Annotated in this window: 19 protein-coding genes, 6 tRNA genes and 4 rRNA genes; 28 read left to right on the forward strand and 1 reads right to left on the reverse strand. The window is 45.2% G+C overall.

The features are described from left to right. The first annotated feature begins 99 nt into the window (after nt 1–99). From rplN to metA, 28 genes are all read left to right on the forward strand, one after another. Complete coding sequence (rplN, locus tag OC457_RS01255) at nt 100–471, forward strand: 50S ribosomal protein L14 (RefSeq protein ID WP_045032667.1); 372 nt, start codon at nt 100–102, stop codon at nt 469–471. A gap of 12 nt (nt 472–483) precedes the next feature. Further along, nucleotides 484–795, forward strand: coding sequence for a 50S ribosomal protein L24 (gene rplX, locus OC457_RS01260; protein ID WP_036789611.1), 312 nt, complete (start codon nt 484–486; stop codon nt 793–795). 15 nt (nt 796–810) lie between these two features. Further along, nucleotides 811–1,350 carry a 50S ribosomal protein L5 gene (gene rplE / locus OC457_RS01265; protein ID WP_036789621.1) on the forward strand — a complete coding sequence of 180 codons (540 nt, stop codon included), beginning with the start codon at nt 811–813 and terminating at the stop codon, nt 1,348–1,350. 15 nt (nt 1,351–1,365) lie between these two features. Continuing rightward, on the forward strand, nt 1,366–1,671 hold the full coding sequence (gene rpsN, locus OC457_RS01270) for a 30S ribosomal protein S14 (protein ID WP_005370985.1): 306 nt from the start codon (nt 1,366–1,368) through the stop codon (nt 1,669–1,671). Between the two features lie 36 nt (nt 1,672–1,707). Further along, complete coding sequence (rpsH, locus tag OC457_RS01275) at nt 1,708–2,100, forward strand: 30S ribosomal protein S8 (protein WP_045032673.1); 393 nt, start codon at nt 1,708–1,710, stop codon at nt 2,098–2,100. Between the two features lie 12 nt (nt 2,101–2,112). Beyond that, entirely contained in the window at nt 2,113–2,646 is a 534-nt protein-coding gene (gene rplF / locus OC457_RS01280) for a 50S ribosomal protein L6 (RefSeq protein WP_036789632.1), read from the forward strand. A 9-nt stretch (nt 2,647–2,655) separates the two neighbouring features. Then, nucleotides 2,656–3,009, forward strand: a complete 354-nt coding sequence (rplR, locus tag OC457_RS01285; RefSeq protein ID WP_036789636.1) for a 50S ribosomal protein L18 — start codon at nt 2,656–2,658, stop codon at nt 3,007–3,009. Nucleotides 3,010–3,021: 12 nt separating this feature from the next. Next, nucleotides 3,022–3,519 (forward strand): 30S ribosomal protein S5, encoded by a 498-nt coding sequence (gene rpsE / locus OC457_RS01290; RefSeq protein ID WP_036789639.1) that lies wholly within the window; start codon nt 3,022–3,024, stop codon nt 3,517–3,519. A gap of 5 nt (nt 3,520–3,524) precedes the next feature. Next, nucleotides 3,525–3,704, forward strand: a complete 180-nt coding sequence (rpmD, locus tag OC457_RS01295) for a 50S ribosomal protein L30 (protein ID WP_005302823.1) — start codon at nt 3,525–3,527, stop codon at nt 3,702–3,704. Nucleotides 3,705–3,709: 5 nt separating this feature from the next. Continuing rightward, nucleotides 3,710–4,144, forward strand: coding sequence for a 50S ribosomal protein L15 (gene rplO, locus OC457_RS01300; RefSeq protein WP_036789641.1), 435 nt, complete (start codon nt 3,710–3,712; stop codon nt 4,142–4,144). 22 nt (nt 4,145–4,166) lie between these two features. Next, nucleotides 4,167–5,492 carry a preprotein translocase subunit SecY gene (gene secY / locus OC457_RS01305; RefSeq protein ID WP_045038820.1) on the forward strand — a complete coding sequence of 442 codons (1,326 nt, stop codon included), beginning with the start codon at nt 4,167–4,169 and terminating at the stop codon, nt 5,490–5,492. A gap of 31 nt (nt 5,493–5,523) precedes the next feature. After that, a complete protein-coding gene (gene rpmJ, locus OC457_RS01310) occupies nt 5,524–5,637 on the forward strand; it encodes a 50S ribosomal protein L36 (protein ID WP_000868186.1) in 114 nt (37 codons plus the stop codon). A 145-nt stretch (nt 5,638–5,782) separates the two neighbouring features. Continuing rightward, nucleotides 5,783–6,139 carry a 30S ribosomal protein S13 gene (gene rpsM, locus OC457_RS01315; protein ID WP_005370966.1) on the forward strand — a complete coding sequence of 119 codons (357 nt, stop codon included), beginning with the start codon at nt 5,783–5,785 and terminating at the stop codon, nt 6,137–6,139. 19 nt (nt 6,140–6,158) lie between these two features. Then, nucleotides 6,159–6,548 (forward strand): 30S ribosomal protein S11, encoded by a 390-nt coding sequence (rpsK, locus tag OC457_RS01320; RefSeq protein WP_005370963.1) that lies wholly within the window; start codon nt 6,159–6,161, stop codon nt 6,546–6,548. Nucleotides 6,549–6,580: 32 nt separating this feature from the next. Next, nucleotides 6,581–7,201, forward strand: coding sequence for a 30S ribosomal protein S4 (gene rpsD / locus OC457_RS01325; RefSeq protein WP_036789645.1), 621 nt, complete (start codon nt 6,581–6,583; stop codon nt 7,199–7,201). A gap of 23 nt (nt 7,202–7,224) precedes the next feature. Continuing rightward, nucleotides 7,225–8,214, forward strand: a complete 990-nt coding sequence (locus tag OC457_RS01330) for a DNA-directed RNA polymerase subunit alpha (RefSeq protein WP_036789646.1) — start codon at nt 7,225–7,227, stop codon at nt 8,212–8,214. A gap of 34 nt (nt 8,215–8,248) precedes the next feature. Next, complete coding sequence (gene rplQ, locus OC457_RS01335; RefSeq protein WP_080176519.1) at nt 8,249–8,632, forward strand: 50S ribosomal protein L17; 384 nt, start codon at nt 8,249–8,251, stop codon at nt 8,630–8,632. 648 nt (nt 8,633–9,280) lie between these two features. Further along, nucleotides 9,281–10,839 (forward strand): 16S ribosomal RNA (locus OC457_RS01340). A 101-nt stretch (nt 10,840–10,940) separates the two neighbouring features. Continuing rightward, nucleotides 10,941–11,016: transfer RNA gene (locus tag OC457_RS01345), tRNA-Glu, on the forward strand. A 2-nt stretch (nt 11,017–11,018) separates the two neighbouring features. After that, nucleotides 11,019–11,094 (forward strand) — tRNA-Lys (locus tag OC457_RS01350). A 68-nt stretch (nt 11,095–11,162) separates the two neighbouring features. Next, nucleotides 11,163–11,238: transfer RNA gene (locus OC457_RS01355), tRNA-Val, on the forward strand. A 39-nt stretch (nt 11,239–11,277) separates the two neighbouring features. Beyond that, nucleotides 11,278–11,353 (forward strand) — tRNA-Ala (locus OC457_RS01360). Between the two features lie 2 nt (nt 11,354–11,355). Continuing rightward, nucleotides 11,356–11,431: transfer RNA gene (locus OC457_RS01365), tRNA-Glu, on the forward strand. Nucleotides 11,432–11,766: 335 nt separating this feature from the next. Further along, nucleotides 11,767–14,660: ribosomal RNA gene (locus OC457_RS01370) — 23S ribosomal RNA — on the forward strand. Between the two features lie 137 nt (nt 14,661–14,797). Continuing rightward, a 5S ribosomal RNA gene (gene rrf / locus OC457_RS01375) occupies nt 14,798–14,913 on the forward strand. Between the two features lie 46 nt (nt 14,914–14,959). Next, nucleotides 14,960–15,035, forward strand: a tRNA-Thr gene (locus OC457_RS01380). A gap of 7 nt (nt 15,036–15,042) precedes the next feature. Further along, nucleotides 15,043–15,158: ribosomal RNA gene (gene rrf, locus OC457_RS01385) — 5S ribosomal RNA — on the forward strand. The 16S, 23S and 5S rRNA genes sit together here with 6 tRNA genes alongside, the layout of an rRNA operon. A gap of 203 nt (nt 15,159–15,361) precedes the next feature. Further along, complete coding sequence (gene metA / locus OC457_RS01390; RefSeq protein ID WP_080174410.1) at nt 15,362–16,300, forward strand: homoserine O-acetyltransferase MetA; 939 nt, start codon at nt 15,362–15,364, stop codon at nt 16,298–16,300. Between the two features lie 53 nt (nt 16,301–16,353). Here the strand turns inward: metA and OC457_RS01395 are convergent, their stop codons facing one another. Beyond that, a complete protein-coding gene (locus OC457_RS01395) occupies nt 16,354–17,637 on the reverse strand; it encodes a cation:proton antiporter (RefSeq protein WP_080174411.1) in 1,284 nt (427 codons plus the stop codon). Nucleotides 17,638–17,791 lie beyond the last annotated feature (154 nt).

Here is a 17,791-nt window from a genome sequence, read left to right on the forward strand (position 1 = left end):
ACCCATCGGTCGAAAATGGTGTTATTATTCGCCGCCTTTGAAGAAAAGGCATATCGACTCGATTTGGGTCTAGATGTTTTAAATTAGCGGAGCACTAACATGATCCAAATGCAAAGTATGCTTGATGCTGCGGATAACTCCGGCGCACGTAGCGTAATGTGTATTAAGGTTCTGGGTGGTTCTCACCGTCGCTATGCACATATCGGTGACATCATCAAGATTACTGTAAAGGAAGCAATTCCACGCGGTAAAGTTAAGAAAGGTGATGTACTGAAAGCGGTGGTTGTACGCACCCGTAAAGGCGTTCGTCGTCAAGATGGCTCTGTCATTCGCTTTGACCGTAATGCTTGCGTATTGTTGAACGACAACACTGAGCAACCTATCGGTACCCGTATCTTTGGCCCTGTGACTCGTGAACTTCGTAATACGAAATTCATGAAGATTGTATCACTAGCGCCAGAAGTACTTTAAGGAGCGACTATAATGGCAGCTAAAATCCGTCGTAACGACGAAGTTATCATTCTTGCTGGTAAAGACAAAGGCAAGACTGGTAAAGTAACTAAGGTTCTAGCAACCGGTAAAGTTATCGTTGAAGGTATCAACATGGTTAAGAAACACCAGAAGCCGGTTCCGGCAATGGGTGTTCAAGGCGGTATCGTTGAGCAGGAAGCTGCGATCGATGCGTCTAATGTTGCTATCGTTAACGGTCAAGGTAAAGCGGACCGTGTAGGCTTCCGATTTGAAGACGACAAAAAAGTTCGTTTCTTTAAATCGACTGGCGAAACTATCAAGTAAGTTTGGAGTAGTACTATGGCGAAACTGCATGATTACTACAAAGAGACTGTTGTAAAAGACCTTGCTGGCAAGTTCGAATACAAGAGTATCATGCAAGTCCCAAGGATCGAAAAGATCACACTTAATATGGGTGTGGGCGAAGCTATCAACGACAAGAAGCTGCTAGAAAACGCTGCTGCTGACATGACTGCAATTGCAGGTCAGAAGCCGCTAATCACAGTAGCACGTAAGTCAGTTGCAGGCTTTAAGATCCGTGAGGGCTACCCTATTGGCTGTAAAGTAACCTTACGTGGCGAGCGTATGTGGGACTTTTTCGAGCGTCTAATTTCAATTGCTGTACCTCGTATTCGAGATTTCCGTGGTTTAAACCCGAAATCATTCGATGGTCGTGGTAACTACAGCATGGGCGTTCGTGAGCAGATCATCTTCCCAGAAATCGATTTCGATAAAGTAGATCGTGTACGTGGTTTAGACATCACAATCACAACTTCTGCTAAATCTGATGAAGAAGCTCTAGCTCTACTGTCTGCTTTTAACTTCCCATTCCGTAAGTAAAAGTAAGGGTTACTAATGGCTAAAGAATCAATGAAGGCACGTGAAGCTAAACGTGCCAAGCTAGTAGCTAAGTTCGCTGAAAAGCGTGCAGCGCTAAAAGCTCTAATTAGCGACGTGAATGCGTCTGAAGAAGATCGCTGGAATGCAGTGCTTAAACTTCAGTCACTACCACGTGATTCTGCGAAGTCTCGTCAGCGTAATCGCTGTAACCAGACTGGACGTCCACACGGCTACCTACGTAAGTTCGGTCTTAGCCGTATCAAGGTTCGTGAAGCTTGCATGAAAGGCGAGATTCCGGGTCTACGTAAAGCAAGCTGGTAATCCAGTAAGCAATTCAGAATCACGGAGTATTAACTTATGAGCATGCAAGATCCGATTTCGGATATGCTGACCCGTCTTCGTAACGGTCAGGCAGCGAAAAAAGTTGCTGTAAAAATGCCATCTTCTAAGCTTAAAGTTGCAATTGCAGCATTATTACAAGAAGAAGGTTTCGTGGCTGACTACACTGTAACAGGTGAAGTTAAGCCAGAGCTAGAAGTTACTCTTAAGTACTTCGAAGCTAATCCAGTTATTGAGCAAATCCAACGTGTTTCACGTCCTGGTCTACGCATCTACAAGAAAAAAGGTGCGCTACCATCAGTGATGGGTGGCCTTGGTATTGCTATCGTTTCCACTTCCAAGGGTCTTATGACCGACCGCGCTGCACGCAAAGCGGGTCTTGGCGGTGAGATTATCTGCTACGTAGCATAATAGGAGTAGAACATGTCTCGTGTTGCAAAAGCACCAGTAGTTTTCCCTGCCGGCGTAGAAGTTAATCTTAACGGTCAGGAAATTACTGTTAAAGGTTCAAAAGGCGAACTAGTTCGTGTTATGAATCCAGCAGTAGTTCTAACTTTGGAAGAGAACAAAGTTACTTTCGGTCCTCGTGAAGGGTTCGATAAAGCTTGGGCACAAGCAGGTACTGCTCGTGCACTAGTTAACAACATGGTTGTTGGTGTTACCGAAGGCTTCACTAAGAAGCTGACTCTTAAGGGTGTAGGTTACCGTGCTGCTATCAAAGGCAACGCTGTAGGTCTAACTCTAGGTTTCTCTCATCCAGTTGAGCACGAACTTCCAGCAGGTATCAAAGCTGAATGTCCATCACAAACTGAAATCGTACTTACAGGTACTGATAAGCAGTTAGTTGGTCAGGTAGCTGCTGATATTCGCGCTTACCGTAGCCCTGAGCCTTACAAAGGCAAAGGTGTTCGTTACGCCGACGAAGTTGTGCGTACTAAAGAAGCTAAGAAGAAGTAAGGTAACACTATGGATAAGAAAGCATCTCGTATCCGTCGTGCGACCCGAGCACGTCGTAAGATTGCTGAACTGGGCGCAACTCGCCTAGTTGTACACCGTACTCCACGTCACGTGTACGCTCAGGTAATCGCACCGAACGGCTCTGAGGTTATCGCAGCCGCTTCTACTTTAGAAAAAGCGATCCGTGAGCAAGTTAAGAGTACCGGAAACAAAGACGCTGCTGCAGTTGTAGGTAAAACTATTGCTGAGCGCGCGATTGAAAAAGGCATCTCTAACGTTGCATTTGATCGCTCTGGTTTCCAATACCACGGCCGTATCGCGACACTAGCAGAAGCTGCTCGTGAAGCTGGTCTGAAATTCTAAGGTAGGCGGAAGATGGCTAACGAAAAGACACAATCAGATTTGAATGAAAAACTGATCGCTGTTAACCGTGTTTCAAAAACGGTTAAAGGTGGTCGTATTTTCAGCTTTACTGCACTAACAGTAGTTGGTGACGGTAACGGTCGCATCGGTTTTGGTTACGGTAAAGCACGTGAAGTGCCTGCTGCAATCCAGAAAGCGATGGAAAAAGCACGTCGTAACATGGTTACGATCGCAATCAACGAAGGTACTCTTCACCACGCTGTTAAAGGCCGTCACACTGGTTCTCAAGTGTACATGCAGCCTGCATCAGAAGGTACTGGTATCATCGCCGGTGGCGCAATGCGTGCAGTGCTAGAAGTTGCGGGTATCCGTAACGTACTAGCTAAAACATACGGTTCTACTAATCCAATTAACGTTGTTCGCGCAACAATTTTGGGTCTAAGTGGAATGAACTCTCCAGAAATGATCGCTGCAAAACGTGGTCTTTCTGTTAAAGAAATTCTGGAGTAATCGACATGGCTAAAACTATTAAAGTAACCCAAACAAAGAGCTCTATCGGTCGTTTACCGAAGCATAAAGCTACTTTGCGCGGCCTAGGCCTTCGTCGCATCAACCACACTGTTGAACTTGAAGATACTGCTTGCGTACGCGGCATGATCAATAAAGTTTACTACATGGTTAAAGTTGAGGAGTAATCAGTATGCGTTTGAATACTCTATCACCGGCTGCCGGTTCTAAGCCTTCTGCGAAGCGCGTAGGCCGTGGTATCGGTTCAGGTCTAGGTAAAACTTGTGGCCGTGGTGTTAAAGGTCAGAAATCACGTTCAGGTGGTTCTGTTCGCCCAGGTTTTGAAGGCGGTCAAATGCCTTTGAAACAGCGTCTACCAAAGTTCGGTTTTACGTCTCGTAAGAGCCTAGTAACTGCTGAAGTTCGTCTAGCTGAGCTAGCGAAAGTTGAAGGTGATGTTGTAAGCCTTGAAACACTAAAAGCTGCGAATGTTATCACTAAGGACATTAAGTTCGTGAAAGTTGTACTTTCTGGTGATATCGCTCGTTCAGTAACAGTGAAAGGCCTACGCGTTACTAAAGGCGCTTTAGCTGCTATCGAAGCTGCTGGCGGTAAAATCGAGGAATAATTAACTCGAGGATGAGGTACAGATGGCTAAACAACCAGGACAAGATTTTCGTAGTGGACAAGGTGGCCTAGCAGAGCTTAAGTCACGCCTTCTCTTTGTATTAGGTGCGATATTAATATTCCGAGCTGGATCCTTTGTGCCTATTCCTGGTATTGACGCTGCTGTACTTGCCAGTCTGTTCGAGCAGCAAAAGGGTACCATCATTGAGATGTTTAACATGTTCTCTGGTGGTGCACTCTCGCGTGCTTCTATTTTAGCTCTGGGCATAATGCCGTATATTTCTGCGTCCATTATTGTCCAGTTGCTAACAGTAGTTCATCCAGCCTTGGCTGAGTTGAAGAAAGAAGGTGAAGCTGGCCGTCGTAAGATAAGTCAGTACACCCGATACGGTACGCTTGTATTGGCAACCTTCCAAGCAATTGGTATTGCAACGGGGTTACCAAGTATGATTCCAGGCCTGGTACATAATCCAGGTCCTAGTTTCTATTTTGTTGCCGTGGTTAGTTTGGTTACTGGTACCATGTTCTTAATGTGGTTAGGTGAGCAAGTTACCGAGCGTGGCATTGGTAATGGTATATCTGTGATTATTTTTACAGGTATCGTTGCTGGTTTGCCGCCAGCTATTGGACAGACCGTAGAGCAAGCGCGTCAAGGTGAATTGCACGTACTTCTTCTACTGTTAATTGCGGTTATATCTTTTGCTGTGATTTACTTTGTAGTGTTCATGGAACGTGGTCAACGTCGTATCGTCGTTAACTACGCCAAGCGTCAACAAGGCCGTCGTGTCTTTGCTGCGCAGAGCACACATTTGCCGTTGAAAATCAACATGGCAGGTGTAATCCCAGCAATTTTCGCATCGAGTATTATTCTATTTCCAGGCACACTGGCTCAGTGGTTTGGACAAAGTGAAGGTCTTGGCTGGTTAAGTGATATTTCACTTGCTCTTAGTCCAGGACAGCCACTTTATGTAATGCTCTACGCTGCTGCAATTATATTCTTCTGTTTCTTCTATACCGCGTTGGTGTTTAACCCTCGCGAGACAGCTGATAACTTGAAGAAGTCTGGAGCATTCATACCTGGTATTCGCCCGGGTGAACAGACCGCAATGTACATTGATAAAGTAATGACTCGACTAACCCTAGCGGGCGCGTTGTATATCACCTTTATCTGTCTGATCCCCGAGTTCATGATGATTGCATGGAACGTTCGCTTTTATTTTGGCGGCACTTCCCTACTAATCGTAGTCGTTGTTATCATGGATTTCATGGCTCAAGTTCAGACACATTTGATGTCTCAACAATATGAGTCAGTATTGAAAAAAGCTAATCTGAAAGGCTACGGCCGCTAAGTTTAGTTTTCCATATTTACGGAGTTTAGCAATGAAAGTTCGTGCTTCCGTTAAGAAAATCTGCCGTAACTGTAAAGTTATCAAGCGCAACGGTGTTGTGCGTGTAATTTGCAGTGAGCCAAAGCATAAACAACGCCAAGGTTAATTAGCAGAAATATTTCTTGCAAATTGAAGATAGGTTGGCTAAATTAGTCAACCATCTTTTGTTATGTGCAAAAGAATTGTACCACCGCTGCGTATCCTGAACGGGCTCTGCAGCGGTTATTCTTGTAAAGTACTAGGAGTGAATAGTGGCCCGTATTGCAGGCATTAACATTCCTGATCAGAAACACGCTGTAATCGCATTAACTGCGATTTACGGCATCGGTAAGACTCGTTCTCAAGCTATTCTAGCTGAAACGGGTATTGCTGAAGATGTTAAGATCAGTGAACTAACTGAAGAACAGATCGATCTACTGCGTGATGGTGTAGCTAAATACACTGTAGAAGGTGATCTTCGTCGTGAAATTTCCATGAACATCAAGCGTCTTATGGACCTTGGTTGTTACCGTGGTCTTCGTCACCGTCGCAGTCTACCTCTACGTGGACAGCGTACTAAAACCAACGCACGTACCCGTAAGGGTCCGCGCAAGCCGATCAAAAAATAGTCGGATAAGGTAGAGTACAATGGCAAAACAACCAACTCGCGCTCGTAAGCGCGTACGCAAGCAAGTAGCCGATGGCGTTGCGCACATCCATGCTTCTTTCAACAACACAATCGTAACCATTACTGACCGTCAAGGTAATGCTCTTTCATGGGCAACTGCAGGTGGTTCAGGTTTCCGTGGTTCTCGTAAATCTACTCCGTTCGCTGCACAGGTTGCTGCTGAGCGTTGTGGTGAAATGGCCAAAGAATATGGCGTTAAGAACCTAGAAGTTATGGTTAAGGGCCCTGGTCCTGGTCGTGAGTCTACAATCCGTGCTCTAAACGCAGCGGGTTTCCGTATCACTAACATTGTTGATGCGACTCCGATCCCTCATAACGGTTGTCGTCCACCTAAGAAACGTCGCGTATAACGTTTCGTTTCTAGGAAATTGGAGAAAGAAAAATGGCAAGATATTTGGGTCCTAAGCTAAAGCTTAGCCGTCGCGAAGGCACAGACTTATTCCTTAAGTCTGGTGTACGTGCGATTGATACCAAGTGTAAGATTGATAACGCTCCGGGCCAACATGGCGCTCGTCGCGGTCGTCTATCTGATTACGGCGTTCAGCTTCGTGAGAAGCAGAAAGTTCGTCGTACATATGGCGTACTAGAAAAACAATTCCGTAACTACTACAAGACAGCTGCCCGCATTAAGGGTAACACAGGTGAAAACTTGCTTCAGCTTCTTGAAGGTCGTTTAGATAACGTAGTTTACCGTATGGGTTTTGGTGCTACTCGCGCTGAATCACGTCAATTGGTAAGCCACAAAGCGATTCTAGTTAACGGTCAAGTCGTAAACGTTCCTTCTTTCAAGGTAGCGGCAAACGACGTTGTTAGCATTCGTGAGAAAGCTAAGAACCAAGCACGCATTAAAGCAGCTCTAGAAGTTGCTACACAGCGTGAACTACCGACTTGGGTCGAAGTAGACAGCAGCAAGTTGGAAGGTACGTTTAAGCGTCTTCCAGAACGTTCTGATTTGTCTGCCGACATCAACGAACACCTGATCGTCGAGCTTTACTCTAAGTAAGGCTACAGTTAAGAGAGGACACAATGCAGGGTTCTGTAACAGAATTTCTTAAGCCGCGTCTAGTTGACATCGAACAAGTTAGCTCTACGCACGCAAAAGTAACTCTAGAGCCGTTGGAGCGTGGTTTTGGCCACACTCTAGGAAACGCTCTTCGTCGTATTTTGCTATCTTCAATGCCAGGTTGTGCTGTAACTGAAGTGGAAATCGACGGTGTGTTACATGAGTACAGCACCAAAGAAGGCGTTCAGGAGGATATCCTTGAAATTCTTCTTAACCTTAAAGGTCTAGCCGTTAAGGTTGAGGGTAAAGATGAAGTTATTCTTACTCTGAACAAATCTGGTGCAGGCCCTGTTGTTGCAGGTGACATCACCCATGATGGTGATGTTGAGATTGCGAACCCAGAACACGTAATCTGCCATTTAACTGATGATAATGCTGAATTAAGCATGCGCATCAAGGTAGAACGTGGTCGTGGCTACGTACCAGCATCAGCTCGTATTCACACTGAAGAAGATGAGCGTCCAATTGGTCGTTTGTTAGTAGATGCTACTTACAGCCCAGTGGACCGTATCGCTTACGCGGTAGAGGCAGCACGTGTAGAACAACGTACTGACCTAGACAAGCTTGTAATCGATATGGAGACTAACGGTACACTTGATCCTGAGGAAGCTATCCGCCGTGCAGCAACAATTCTTGCTGAGCAATTGGATGCATTTGTAGATCTTCGCGATGTACGAGTTCCTGAAGAGAAAGAAGAGAAGCCGGAGTTCGATCCGATCCTACTGCGTCCTGTAGACGATCTTGAACTAACTGTTCGCTCTGCTAACTGTCTGAAAGCAGAAGCGATCCATTACATCGGTGATCTTGTTCAGCGTACTGAGGTTGAGCTTCTTAAAACGCCAAACCTTGGTAAGAAGTCTTTGACAGAAATCAAAGATGTATTGGCTTCTCGTGGTCTATCTCTAGGTATGCGCCTAGAAAACTGGCCACCTGCATCAATCGCTGAAGATTAATAGTTTACTGATATCTAGTTAGAAGGATTAGGTCATGCGCCATCGTAAGAGTGGTCGTCAACTCAACCGCAACAGCAGTCATCGTAAAGCGATGTTCAGCAACATGGCTAGCTCTCTGGTACGTCACGAATTAATTAAGACTACCTTGCCTAAAGCAAAAGAGCTACGTCGCGTAATTGAGCCTTTGATTACCCTAGCTAAGACCGACAGTGTTGCTAACCGTCGTCTTGCATTCGCTCGTACTCGTGATAACGAAGTTGTTGCGAAATTATTTAACGAACTAGGTCCACGCTTCGCAGCGCGTCCTGGTGGTTACACTCGTATCATGAAGTGCGGTTTCCGTACTGGTGATAAAGCTCCTATGGCTTACATCGAGTTAGTTGACCGTCCTGCAAAGGAAGAAGCTGCTGCTGAATAAGCACTAGCCGTTAAATAAGAAGAAAGCCGAGTCTTTGGACTCGGCTTTTTTTTTGTTTTTTTATTGTACTTATTCCACAACATAGTTTTCACTTCTACTTCTACTTCTACTTCTACTTCTACTTCTACTTCTACTTCTACTTCTACTGTAATAATTATTATTGATCTTCGTATATAGATCTAGAAGGTGGAAAATATCTATTAATTTGTATATTCAAGTTGATTAAAAATTATATTTAGATTGATTGTGGTTGTAAAAGTAACACTTCTTGTTATTTTGTCTTAAATTTAAGCAAACGATTTAATTTTTTAAAATTGTACTTGTCTGCAATAAAAAAGTCCCTATAATGCGACCTCACTGACACGGACAACGGCGCAAGTGGTTACCGAAAGTCAGTATTGTTCTTTAACAATTTGACCATGCAATCTGTGTGGGCACTCACTGAAGAGTTAAGTCGAAAGATTTATCAATAAACTGAGTGACCAATACAAAATAGCCTAATCTATTTATAGAGAAGATTATTTTGGCACAGTTATTTAATTATCATTCTTTGAATGATAAAAAGCTTTAAAATTACGTTCTTTATTTATAAAGAATTGGTATTTAAAGTCAGTATTTATTGAGCCGGTCGAAAGACCAACAAAACTTTAATTGAAGAGTTTGATCATGGCTCAGATTGAACGCTGGCGGCAGGCCTAACACATGCAAGTCGAGCGGTAACAGAAAGAAAGCTTGCTTTCTTTGCTGACGAGCGGCGGACGGGTGAGTAATGCCTGGGAATATACCTCAGTGTGGGGGATAACTATTGGAAACGATAGCTAATACCGCATAATCTCCGATCTTTTACGAGATGGGAGCAAAGAGGGGGACCTTCGGGCCTCTCGCGCTGAGATTAGCCCAGGTGGGATTAGCTAGTTGGTGGGGTAATGGCTCACCAAGGCGACGATCCCTAGCTGGTCTGAGAGGATGATCAGCCACACTGGAACTGAGACACGGTCCAGACTCCTACGGGAGGCAGCAGTGGGGAATATTGCACAATGGGGGAAACCCTGATGCAGCCATGCCGCGTGTATGAAGAAGGCCTTCGGGTTGTAAAGTACTTTCAGTTGTGAGGAAGGCAGTTAAGTTAATAGCTTAGCTGTTTGACGTTAGCAACAGAAGAAGCACCGGCTAACTCCGTGCCAGCAGCCGCGGTAATACGGAGGGTGCGAGCGTTAATCGGAATTACTGGGCGTAAAGCGCATGCAGGCGGTCTGTTAAGCAAGATGTGAAAGCCCGGGGCTCAACCTCGGAACAGCATTTTGAACTGGCAGACTAGAGTCTTGTAGAGGGGGGTAGAATTTCAGGTGTAGCGGTGAAATGCGTAGAGATCTGAAGGAATACCGGTGGCGAAGGCGGCCCCCTGGACAAAGACTGACGCTCAGATGCGAAAGCGTGGGGAGCAAACAGGATTAGATACCCTGGTAGTCCACGCCGTAAACGATGTCTACTTGAAGGTTGTGGCCTTGAGCCGTGGCTTTCGGAGCTAACGCGTTAAGTAGACCGCCTGGGGAGTACGGTCGCAAGATTAAAACTCAAATGAATTGACGGGGGCCCGCACAAGCGGTGGAGCATGTGGTTTAATTCGATGCAACGCGAAGAACCTTACCTACTCTTGACATCCAGAGAATTCGCTAGAGATAGCTTAGTGCCTTCGGGAACTCTGAGACAGGTGCTGCATGGCTGTCGTCAGCTCGTGTTGTGAAATGTTGGGTTAAGTCCCGCAACGAGCGCAACCCTTATCCTTGTTTGCCAGCACGTAATGGTGGGAACTCCAGGGAGACTGCCGGTGATAAACCGGAGGAAGGTGGGGACGACGTCAAGTCATCATGGCCCTTACGAGTAGGGCTACACACGTGCTACAATGGCGTATACAGAGGGCTGCAAACTAGCGATAGTGAGCGAATCCCACAAAGTACGTCGTAGTCCGGATTGGAGTCTGCAACTCGACTCCATGAAGTCGGAATCGCTAGTAATCGTGAATCAGAATGTCACGGTGAATACGTTCCCGGGCCTTGTACACACCGCCCGTCACACCATGGGAGTGGGCTGCACCAGAAGTAGATAGCTTAACCTTCGGGAGGGCGTTTACCACGGTGTGGTTCATGACTGGGGTGAAGTCGTAACAAGGTAGCCCTAGGGGAACCTGGGGCTGGATCACCTCCTTACCTAAAGACTTATACTGTTTTATGCAGTGTCCACACAGATTGCTTGGTCGAAATGTAAAAGAGCCGACGTAAGTTGCCCAACAACTTACGTTATGAACATTGTCCCGTTCGTCTAGAGGCCTAGGACACCGCCCTTTCACGGCGGTAACAGGGGTTCGACTCCCCTACGGGACGCCAATGGGTCGTTAGCTCAGTTGGTAGAGCAGTTGACTTTTAATCAATTGGTCGCAGGTTCGAATCCTGCACGACCCACCATTTCCTTTCCACGAAGGAAAGCTAGTTTGATTTTACTTTTTAAAGTAAAAGCAAATAGCAATTATCGTGGGCGATTAGCTCAGTTGGGAGAGCACCTCCCTTACAAGGAGGGGGTCACTGGTTCGAGCCCGGTATCGCCCACCACTTTCTCTTTTTAGAGAACTTCTTCTGAAGTAAAATATTGGGGTTATAGCTCAGCTGGGAGAGCGCCTGCCTTGCACGCAGGAGGTCTGCGGTTCGATCCCGCATAGCTCCACCAATGTCCCGTTCGTCTAGAGGCCTAGGACACCGCCCTTTCACGGCGGTAACAGGGGTTCGACTCCCCTACGGGACGCCACTTTTTAAACGTATTTCTCTTAACTTTAAGAGATTAAAGTGCTTTTAAAAAGTGGACGTCGAAAGATAGACACATGCTCTTTAACAATCTGGAAAGCTGACTAGTAAATTTAATCGAAAGATTAATTTTTAAAATGTTTTTGTTGCTTCTTGTAAAAGAAGAATAAAAACGAGTTCTCAAAACATACACATTCAAGTGTCTGTGTTTGCTTTCACTTTTTAAAGTGAAGACAAATAAATGAGTCCGGCGAAAAACCAATGTTTAATATTTTCTTGATCGGATTATTAAACACAAACCTTGGTTGTTTGAACATACAAGACCTCTTGGGGTTGTATGGTTAAGTGACTAAGCGTACACGGTGGATGCCTTGGCAGTCAGAGGCGATGAAGGACGTATTAACTTGCGATAAGCCCAGATTAGGCAGTAAAAGCCACTTGAGTCTGGGATTTCCGAATGGGGAAACCCACTAGCATAAGCTAGTATCATTAACTGAATACATAGGTTAATGAAGCGAACCGGGGGAACTGAAACATCTAAGTACCCCGAGGAAGAGAAATCAACCGAGATTCCGGTAGTAGCGGCGAGCGAAACCGGATTAGCCCTTAAGTTAGTTCAGCGTTAGGTGAAGGTTCTGGAAAGTACCGCGATACAGGGTGATAGCCCCGTAACCAACAACGCTTTATTAGTGAAATCGAGTAGGACGGGACACGTGATATCCTGTTTGAACATGGGGGGACCATCCTCCAAGGCTAAATACTCCTGACTGACCGATAGTGAACCAGTACCGTGAGGGAAAGGCGAAAAGAACCCCTGTGAGGGGAGTGAAATAGAACCTGAAACCGTGTACGTACAAGCAGTAGGAGCCCACTTGTTGGGTGACTGCGTACCTTTTGTATAATGGGTCAGCGACTTAATTTTAGTAGCAAGGTTAACCGTTTAGGGGAGCCGTAGGGAAACCGAGTCTTAACTGGGCGAATTAGTTGCTAGGATTAGACCCGAAACCGAGTGATCTAGCCATGGGCAGGTTGAAGGTGAGGTAACACTTACTGGAGGACCGAACCGACTAATGTTGAAAAATTAGCGGATGACTTGTGGCTAGGGGTGAAAGGCCAATCAAACTCGGAGATAGCTGGTTCTCCCCGAAAGCTATTTAGGTAGCGCCTCGGACGAATACTACTGGGGGTAGAGCACTGTTAAGGCTAGGGGGTCATCCCGACTTACCAACCCTTTGCAAACTCCGAATACCAGTAAGTAATATCCGGGAGACACACGGCGGGTGCTAACGTCCGTCGTGAAGAGGGAAACAACCCAGACCGCCAGCTAAGGTCCCAAAGTTATAGCTAAGTGGGAAACGATGTGGGAAGGCTCAGACAGCCAGGATGTTGGCTTAGAAGCAGCCATCATTTAAAGAAAGCGTAATAGCTCACTGGTCGAGTCGGCCTGCGCGGAAGATTTAACGGGGCTAAGCTATACACCGAAGCTGCGGCAATGTGAACTCGTTCATATTGGGTAGGGGAGCGTTCTGTAAGCCGTTGAAGGTGCATTGTAAAGTGTGCTGGAGGTATCAGAAGTGCGAATGCTGACATGAGTAACGATAAAGGGAGTGAAAAACTCCCTCGCCGGAAGATCAAGGGTTCCTGTCCAACGTTAATCGGGGCAGGGTAAGTCGACCCCTAAGGCGAGGCCGAAAGGCGTAGTCGATGGGAAACGGGTTAATATTCCCGTACTTCTTATAATTGCGATGGAGGGACGGAGAAGGCTAGGTGAGCCTGGCGACGGTTGTCCAGGTCCAAGTATGTAGGCTGATGGTTTAGGCAAATCCGGACCATCTTAAGGCTGAGATACGATGTCGAGCTACTACGGTAGTGAAGTCATTGATGCCATGCTTCCGGGAAAAGCTTCTAAGCTTCAGATTATAAGAAATCGTACCCCAAACCGACACAGGTGATCAGGTAGAGAATACCAAGGCGCTTGAGAGAACTCGGGTGAAGGAACTAGGCAAAATGGTACCGTAACTTCGGGAGAAGGTACGCTCCTAGCGGTGATGAGACTTGCTCTCTAAGCTGCCGGGAGTCGCAGATACCAGGTGGCTGCAACTGTTTATTAAAAACACAGCACTGTGCAAAATCGAAAGATGACGTATACGGTGTGACGCCTGCCCGGTGCCGGAAGGTTAATTGATGGGGTTAGACTTCGGTCGAAGCTCTTGATCGAAGCCCCGGTAAACGGCGGCCGTAACTATAACGGTCCTAAGGTAGCGAAATTCCTTGTCGGGTAAGTTCCGACCTGCACGAATGGCGTAATGATGGCCACGCTGTCTCCACCCGAGACTCAGTGAAATTGAAATCGCAGTGAAGATGCTGTGTACCCGCGGCTAGACGGAAAGACCCCGTGAACCTTTACTATAGCTTGGCACTGAACATTGACCCTACATGTGTAGGATAGGTGGGAGACGTTGAAGCAACCGCGCCAGTGGTTGTGGAGTCAATCTTGAAATACCACCCTTGTATGCTTGATGTTCTAACGTCGACCCCTTATCGGGGTTACGGACAGTGCCTGGTGGGTAGTTTGACTGGGGCGGTCTCCTCCCAAAGAGTAACGGAGGAGCACGAAGGTGGGCTAATCACGGTCGGACATCGTGAGGTTAGTGCAATGGCATAAGCCCGCTTGACTGCGAGAATGACAATTCGAGCAGGTGCGAAAGCAGGTCATAGTGATCCGGTGGTTCTGAATGGAAGGGCCATCGCTCAACGGATAAAAGGTACTCCGGGGATAACAGGCTGATACCGCCCAAGAGTTCATATCGACGGCGGTGTTTGGCACCTCGATGTCGGCTCATCACATCCTGGGGCTGAAGTCGGTCCCAAGGGTATGGCTGTTCGCCATTTAAAGTGGTACGCGAGCTGGGTTTAGAACGTCGTGAGACAGTTCGGTCCCTATCTGCCGTGGGCGTTGGATGATTGAGAGGGGCTGCTCCTAGTACGAGAGGACCGGAGTGGACGAACCGCTGGTGTTCGGGTTGTATCGCCAGATGCATTGCCCGGTAGCTAAGTTCGGAATCGATAACCGCTGAAAGCATCTAAGCGGGAAGCGAGCCTCAAGATGAGTCATCCCTAGACCTTTAAGGTCTCTAAAGGGTTGTTGAAGACTACAACGTTGATAGGTCAGGTGTGTAAGTGCTGCGAGGCATTGAGCTAACTGATACTAATTGCCCGTGAGGCTTAACCATATAACACCCAAGGGGTTTTTCTTCTCAAAAGAGAAGAGACGGACTCTACAAACGCTTGAATGCGTGTTGAGAACAACTAGTTAGATTTTCCCAGATTGCTATTTATTGCCACAAGGCAATAAATAAACCAGAATTTGCTTGGCGACCATAGCGTTATGGACCCACCTGATCCCATGCCGAACTCAGTAGTGAAACGTAATAGCGCCGATGGTAGTGTGGGGTCTCCCCATGTGAGAGTAGGACATCGCCAGGCTTCAAATTTTAGAATTTGCACTTGCAGATTCATAACAGCTTTGTGTGCTGGTATGGCTCAGTTGGTAGAGCGCACCCTTGGTAAGGGTGAGGTCCCCAGTTCGACTCTGGGTACTAGCACCATTTATTTTTTAGCAACCATAGCACAGCGGTACCACCTGATCCCATGCCGAACTCAGAAGTGAAACGTTGTAGCGCCGATGGTAGTGTGGGGTCTCCCCATGTGAGAGTAGGACATTGCTAAATACCTCTTTAAAACCCAGCCTTTGGCTGGGTTTTTTCATTTCTAGCGTATCAAAATTCCTCAGTATTTTTCATCTCTTTATTATAATCACAATATAGTGTTGGTTGATGTGGCTTTATTTTACTTGCACCCTTATTGTTTTTTCTATAGCTTTAATCGGATATCTAGACGGCTAAAGCTATTTTGGGGTAAGGAGAAAACCAAAGTGCCAATTAAAATACCGGATCGTTTACCTGCTACAGATATTTTAAGAAGTGAGAATATCTTCATAATGACAGAGGCACGTGCTGCCAGTCAGGGTATTCGACCGCTTAAAGTGTTATTACTCAATTTAATGCCAAAGAAGATTGAGACTGAAACCCAGTTTCTACGTTTGCTTTCTAATAGCCCATTACAAGTTGATGTTGAGTTATTACGGATTGATAACCGACCGACAAAAAATACACCTCAAGAACATTTAGATACCTTTTATCGTCAATTTGAAATGGTTAAAGATCGTAATTTTGATGGCTTGATTGTGACGGGAGCACCATTAGGGTTAGTGCAGTTTGAAGATGTATTGTATTGGGAAGAGATTCAGCTGATTATGAATTGGGCTAAGGATCATGTGACCTCAACACTGTTTGTCTGCTGGGCCGCTCAAGCAGGATTGAAGTTGTTATATGATTTACCGAAGCGGACACGAAAAGAAAAATTATCAGGGGTTTACCATCATCGCATTCATGATTGTCATCATCCTGTATTACGTGGTTTTGATGATAGTTTTTTTGCTCCCCATTCTCGTTATGCTGATTTTTCTGCTGATTATTTAAGTAAGCATACTGATTTAGATATTTTAGCGACATCTGATCAAGCAGGAGTTTATCTGGCGGCAACAAAAGACAAACGTAATGTATTTGTTACAGGTCATCCTGAGTATGACGTTGATACGCTACACAATGAATTTATACGTGATAGTGAGCAAGGGATGGAGCCTACAGTGCCTGTAAATTATTATCCTAATGATGATGTTAATTGTGCACCTGTTGCCAGTTGGCGTAGTCATGGACATTTACTATTTAGTAATTGGCTTAATTATTGCGTTTATCAACAGACCCCTTATGACTTGGCACATTTTTCTGAAGCCAGTTTTACTAAAGATTAATAAAAAGGCCTGCTTAGTAGCAGGCCTGTTGTTATTTGTGTGCTTGATGGCAATTAATGTTTATTCTGATTTTCCCACAGTTTGGCTTTTTCAATTAATGAGGTAATGGTTGAACCTTGAATTAGAATTGAAAACACTACTACTGAATAAGTCATTACGAGGATTATCTCTCTAACATCAATATCTTTCTCTGGAATAACCATTACGCCTGCTGGTACTGCCATCGCCATAGCAAGTGCAAGACCGCCACGTAAGCCGCCCCAAGTAAGAATTTTAACTGACATTGGATTATATTGACGATAACGGCTAAAGCCAAGATAAGGTAATTTGACGCTTAAGTAACGACTTAGCAATACTAATGGAATTGCAATTGCCATTAGAACCCAATCTTCTTGGTGAAAACTGAATTCAAGCATTGTCATACCGATTAACAAGAATAGTAGACCGTTAAGAAATTCATCGACTAATTCCCAGAAGTGATCAAGGTGCTCTTCACTTTCTTTTGAGAAACCAATATAACGGGTCCAGTTACCGATCATAATACCAGAGACAACCATCGCGAGTGGGCCTGACACATGAATAATTTCAGCAAAAGCATAACCAGCAGTTGGAATACCAATAGTTAATAGTAATTCCATTGAGTGGTCATTGGTTGAGCAGATAAGGTAATGGAAGATTAAACCGAGAATGAAGCCATAAACAATACCACCAATGGCTTCTTGTAAGAATAATTGGCTGACGCTTAATACGGTTGGGCTTTGATTACCAAAAGCTATGGTAAATAAAGTAACAAAAATAACTAAACCAAAGCCATCATTAAACAGTGACTCCCCTTCAATTTGAGTCGAGATTCGACGGGGGGCATTCATCTTTTTAACAATAGCAAGTACGGCAATGGGGTCGGTTGGCGAGATCAGTGAGCCAAATAATAAACAATAAATAAGATCGAGTTGGATCCCAATTAATTGACAAATACCCCACAAGCTAAAACCAATAAAAAAAGTTGAAAAGAGAGTTGAGCCTAATGCTAAGGTAGTGATTTCCCATTTTTGCTCTTTGAGATGCGGCAATTTAATACCAAGCCCACCGGCAAAGAGCAAAAATCCTAAAATCCCTTTTAACAAAAAGTCTTCAAAGTTAATTTTTGCCATTTGGGTTGAAGCAATATCTTCAAGATGAAACCAGCCATTATGGCCAGCAAAAATAATGAGTAACGATAAGATAAGTGAACCCGCCGTGATGGCGATAGTGGTTTGCATCTTACCTATCTTACTGTTTATAAAAGCTATCAGCATTGCTGCAGCAGCTAGGAAGCAGAGGGTATTGTAGACCGACATGCGAAGCCTCTAGATTAAATTATTGATTAGATTTAATTGGTTGTGATAGTAAAACCATCAGTTAGCAATGGCTACCGTTAATTAACTTATTTTGCCATTCTACCTTTTTAGACGTCTAGATTCCTATTTGAATTGTGATAGGATGTTATCAGGC

Source organism: Photobacterium toruni, from assembly GCF_024529955.1.
GTDB lineage: Bacteria > Pseudomonadota > Gammaproteobacteria > Enterobacterales > Vibrionaceae > Photobacterium > Photobacterium toruni.

Coding starts and splice junctions, on each gene's coding strand:
- rplR (WP_036789636.1), top strand. CDS start 2,656: ATGGATAAGAAAGCATCTCGTATCCGTCGTGCGACCCGAGCACGTCGT.
- rpmJ (WP_000868186.1), top strand. CDS start 5,524: ATGAAAGTTCGTGCTTCCGTTAAGAAAATCTGCCGTAACTGTAAAGTT.
- rpsD (WP_036789645.1), top strand. CDS start 6,581: ATGGCAAGATATTTGGGTCCTAAGCTAAAGCTTAGCCGTCGCGAAGGC.
- OC457_RS01395 (WP_080174411.1), bottom strand. CDS start 17,637: ATGTCGGTCTACAATACCCTCTGCTTCCTAGCTGCTGCAGCAATGCTG.
- secY (WP_045038820.1), top strand. CDS start 4,167: ATGGCTAAACAACCAGGACAAGATTTTCGTAGTGGACAAGGTGGCCTA.
- rplQ (WP_080176519.1), top strand. CDS start 8,249: ATGCGCCATCGTAAGAGTGGTCGTCAACTCAACCGCAACAGCAGTCAT.
- rplE (WP_036789621.1), top strand. CDS start 811: ATGGCGAAACTGCATGATTACTACAAAGAGACTGTTGTAAAAGACCTT.
- rpsH (WP_045032673.1), top strand. CDS start 1,708: ATGAGCATGCAAGATCCGATTTCGGATATGCTGACCCGTCTTCGTAAC.
- rpsN (WP_005370985.1), top strand. CDS start 1,366: ATGGCTAAAGAATCAATGAAGGCACGTGAAGCTAAACGTGCCAAGCTA.
- rplX (WP_036789611.1), top strand. CDS start 484: ATGGCAGCTAAAATCCGTCGTAACGACGAAGTTATCATTCTTGCTGGT.
- rpmD (WP_005302823.1), top strand. CDS start 3,525: ATGGCTAAAACTATTAAAGTAACCCAAACAAAGAGCTCTATCGGTCGT.
- rplF (WP_036789632.1), top strand. CDS start 2,113: ATGTCTCGTGTTGCAAAAGCACCAGTAGTTTTCCCTGCCGGCGTAGAA.
- rpsK (WP_005370963.1), top strand. CDS start 6,159: ATGGCAAAACAACCAACTCGCGCTCGTAAGCGCGTACGCAAGCAAGTA.
- OC457_RS01330 (WP_036789646.1), top strand. CDS start 7,225: ATGCAGGGTTCTGTAACAGAATTTCTTAAGCCGCGTCTAGTTGACATC.
- rpsE (WP_036789639.1), top strand. CDS start 3,022: ATGGCTAACGAAAAGACACAATCAGATTTGAATGAAAAACTGATCGCT.
- rplN (WP_045032667.1), top strand. CDS start 100: ATGATCCAAATGCAAAGTATGCTTGATGCTGCGGATAACTCCGGCGCA.
- rplO (WP_036789641.1), top strand. CDS start 3,710: ATGCGTTTGAATACTCTATCACCGGCTGCCGGTTCTAAGCCTTCTGCG.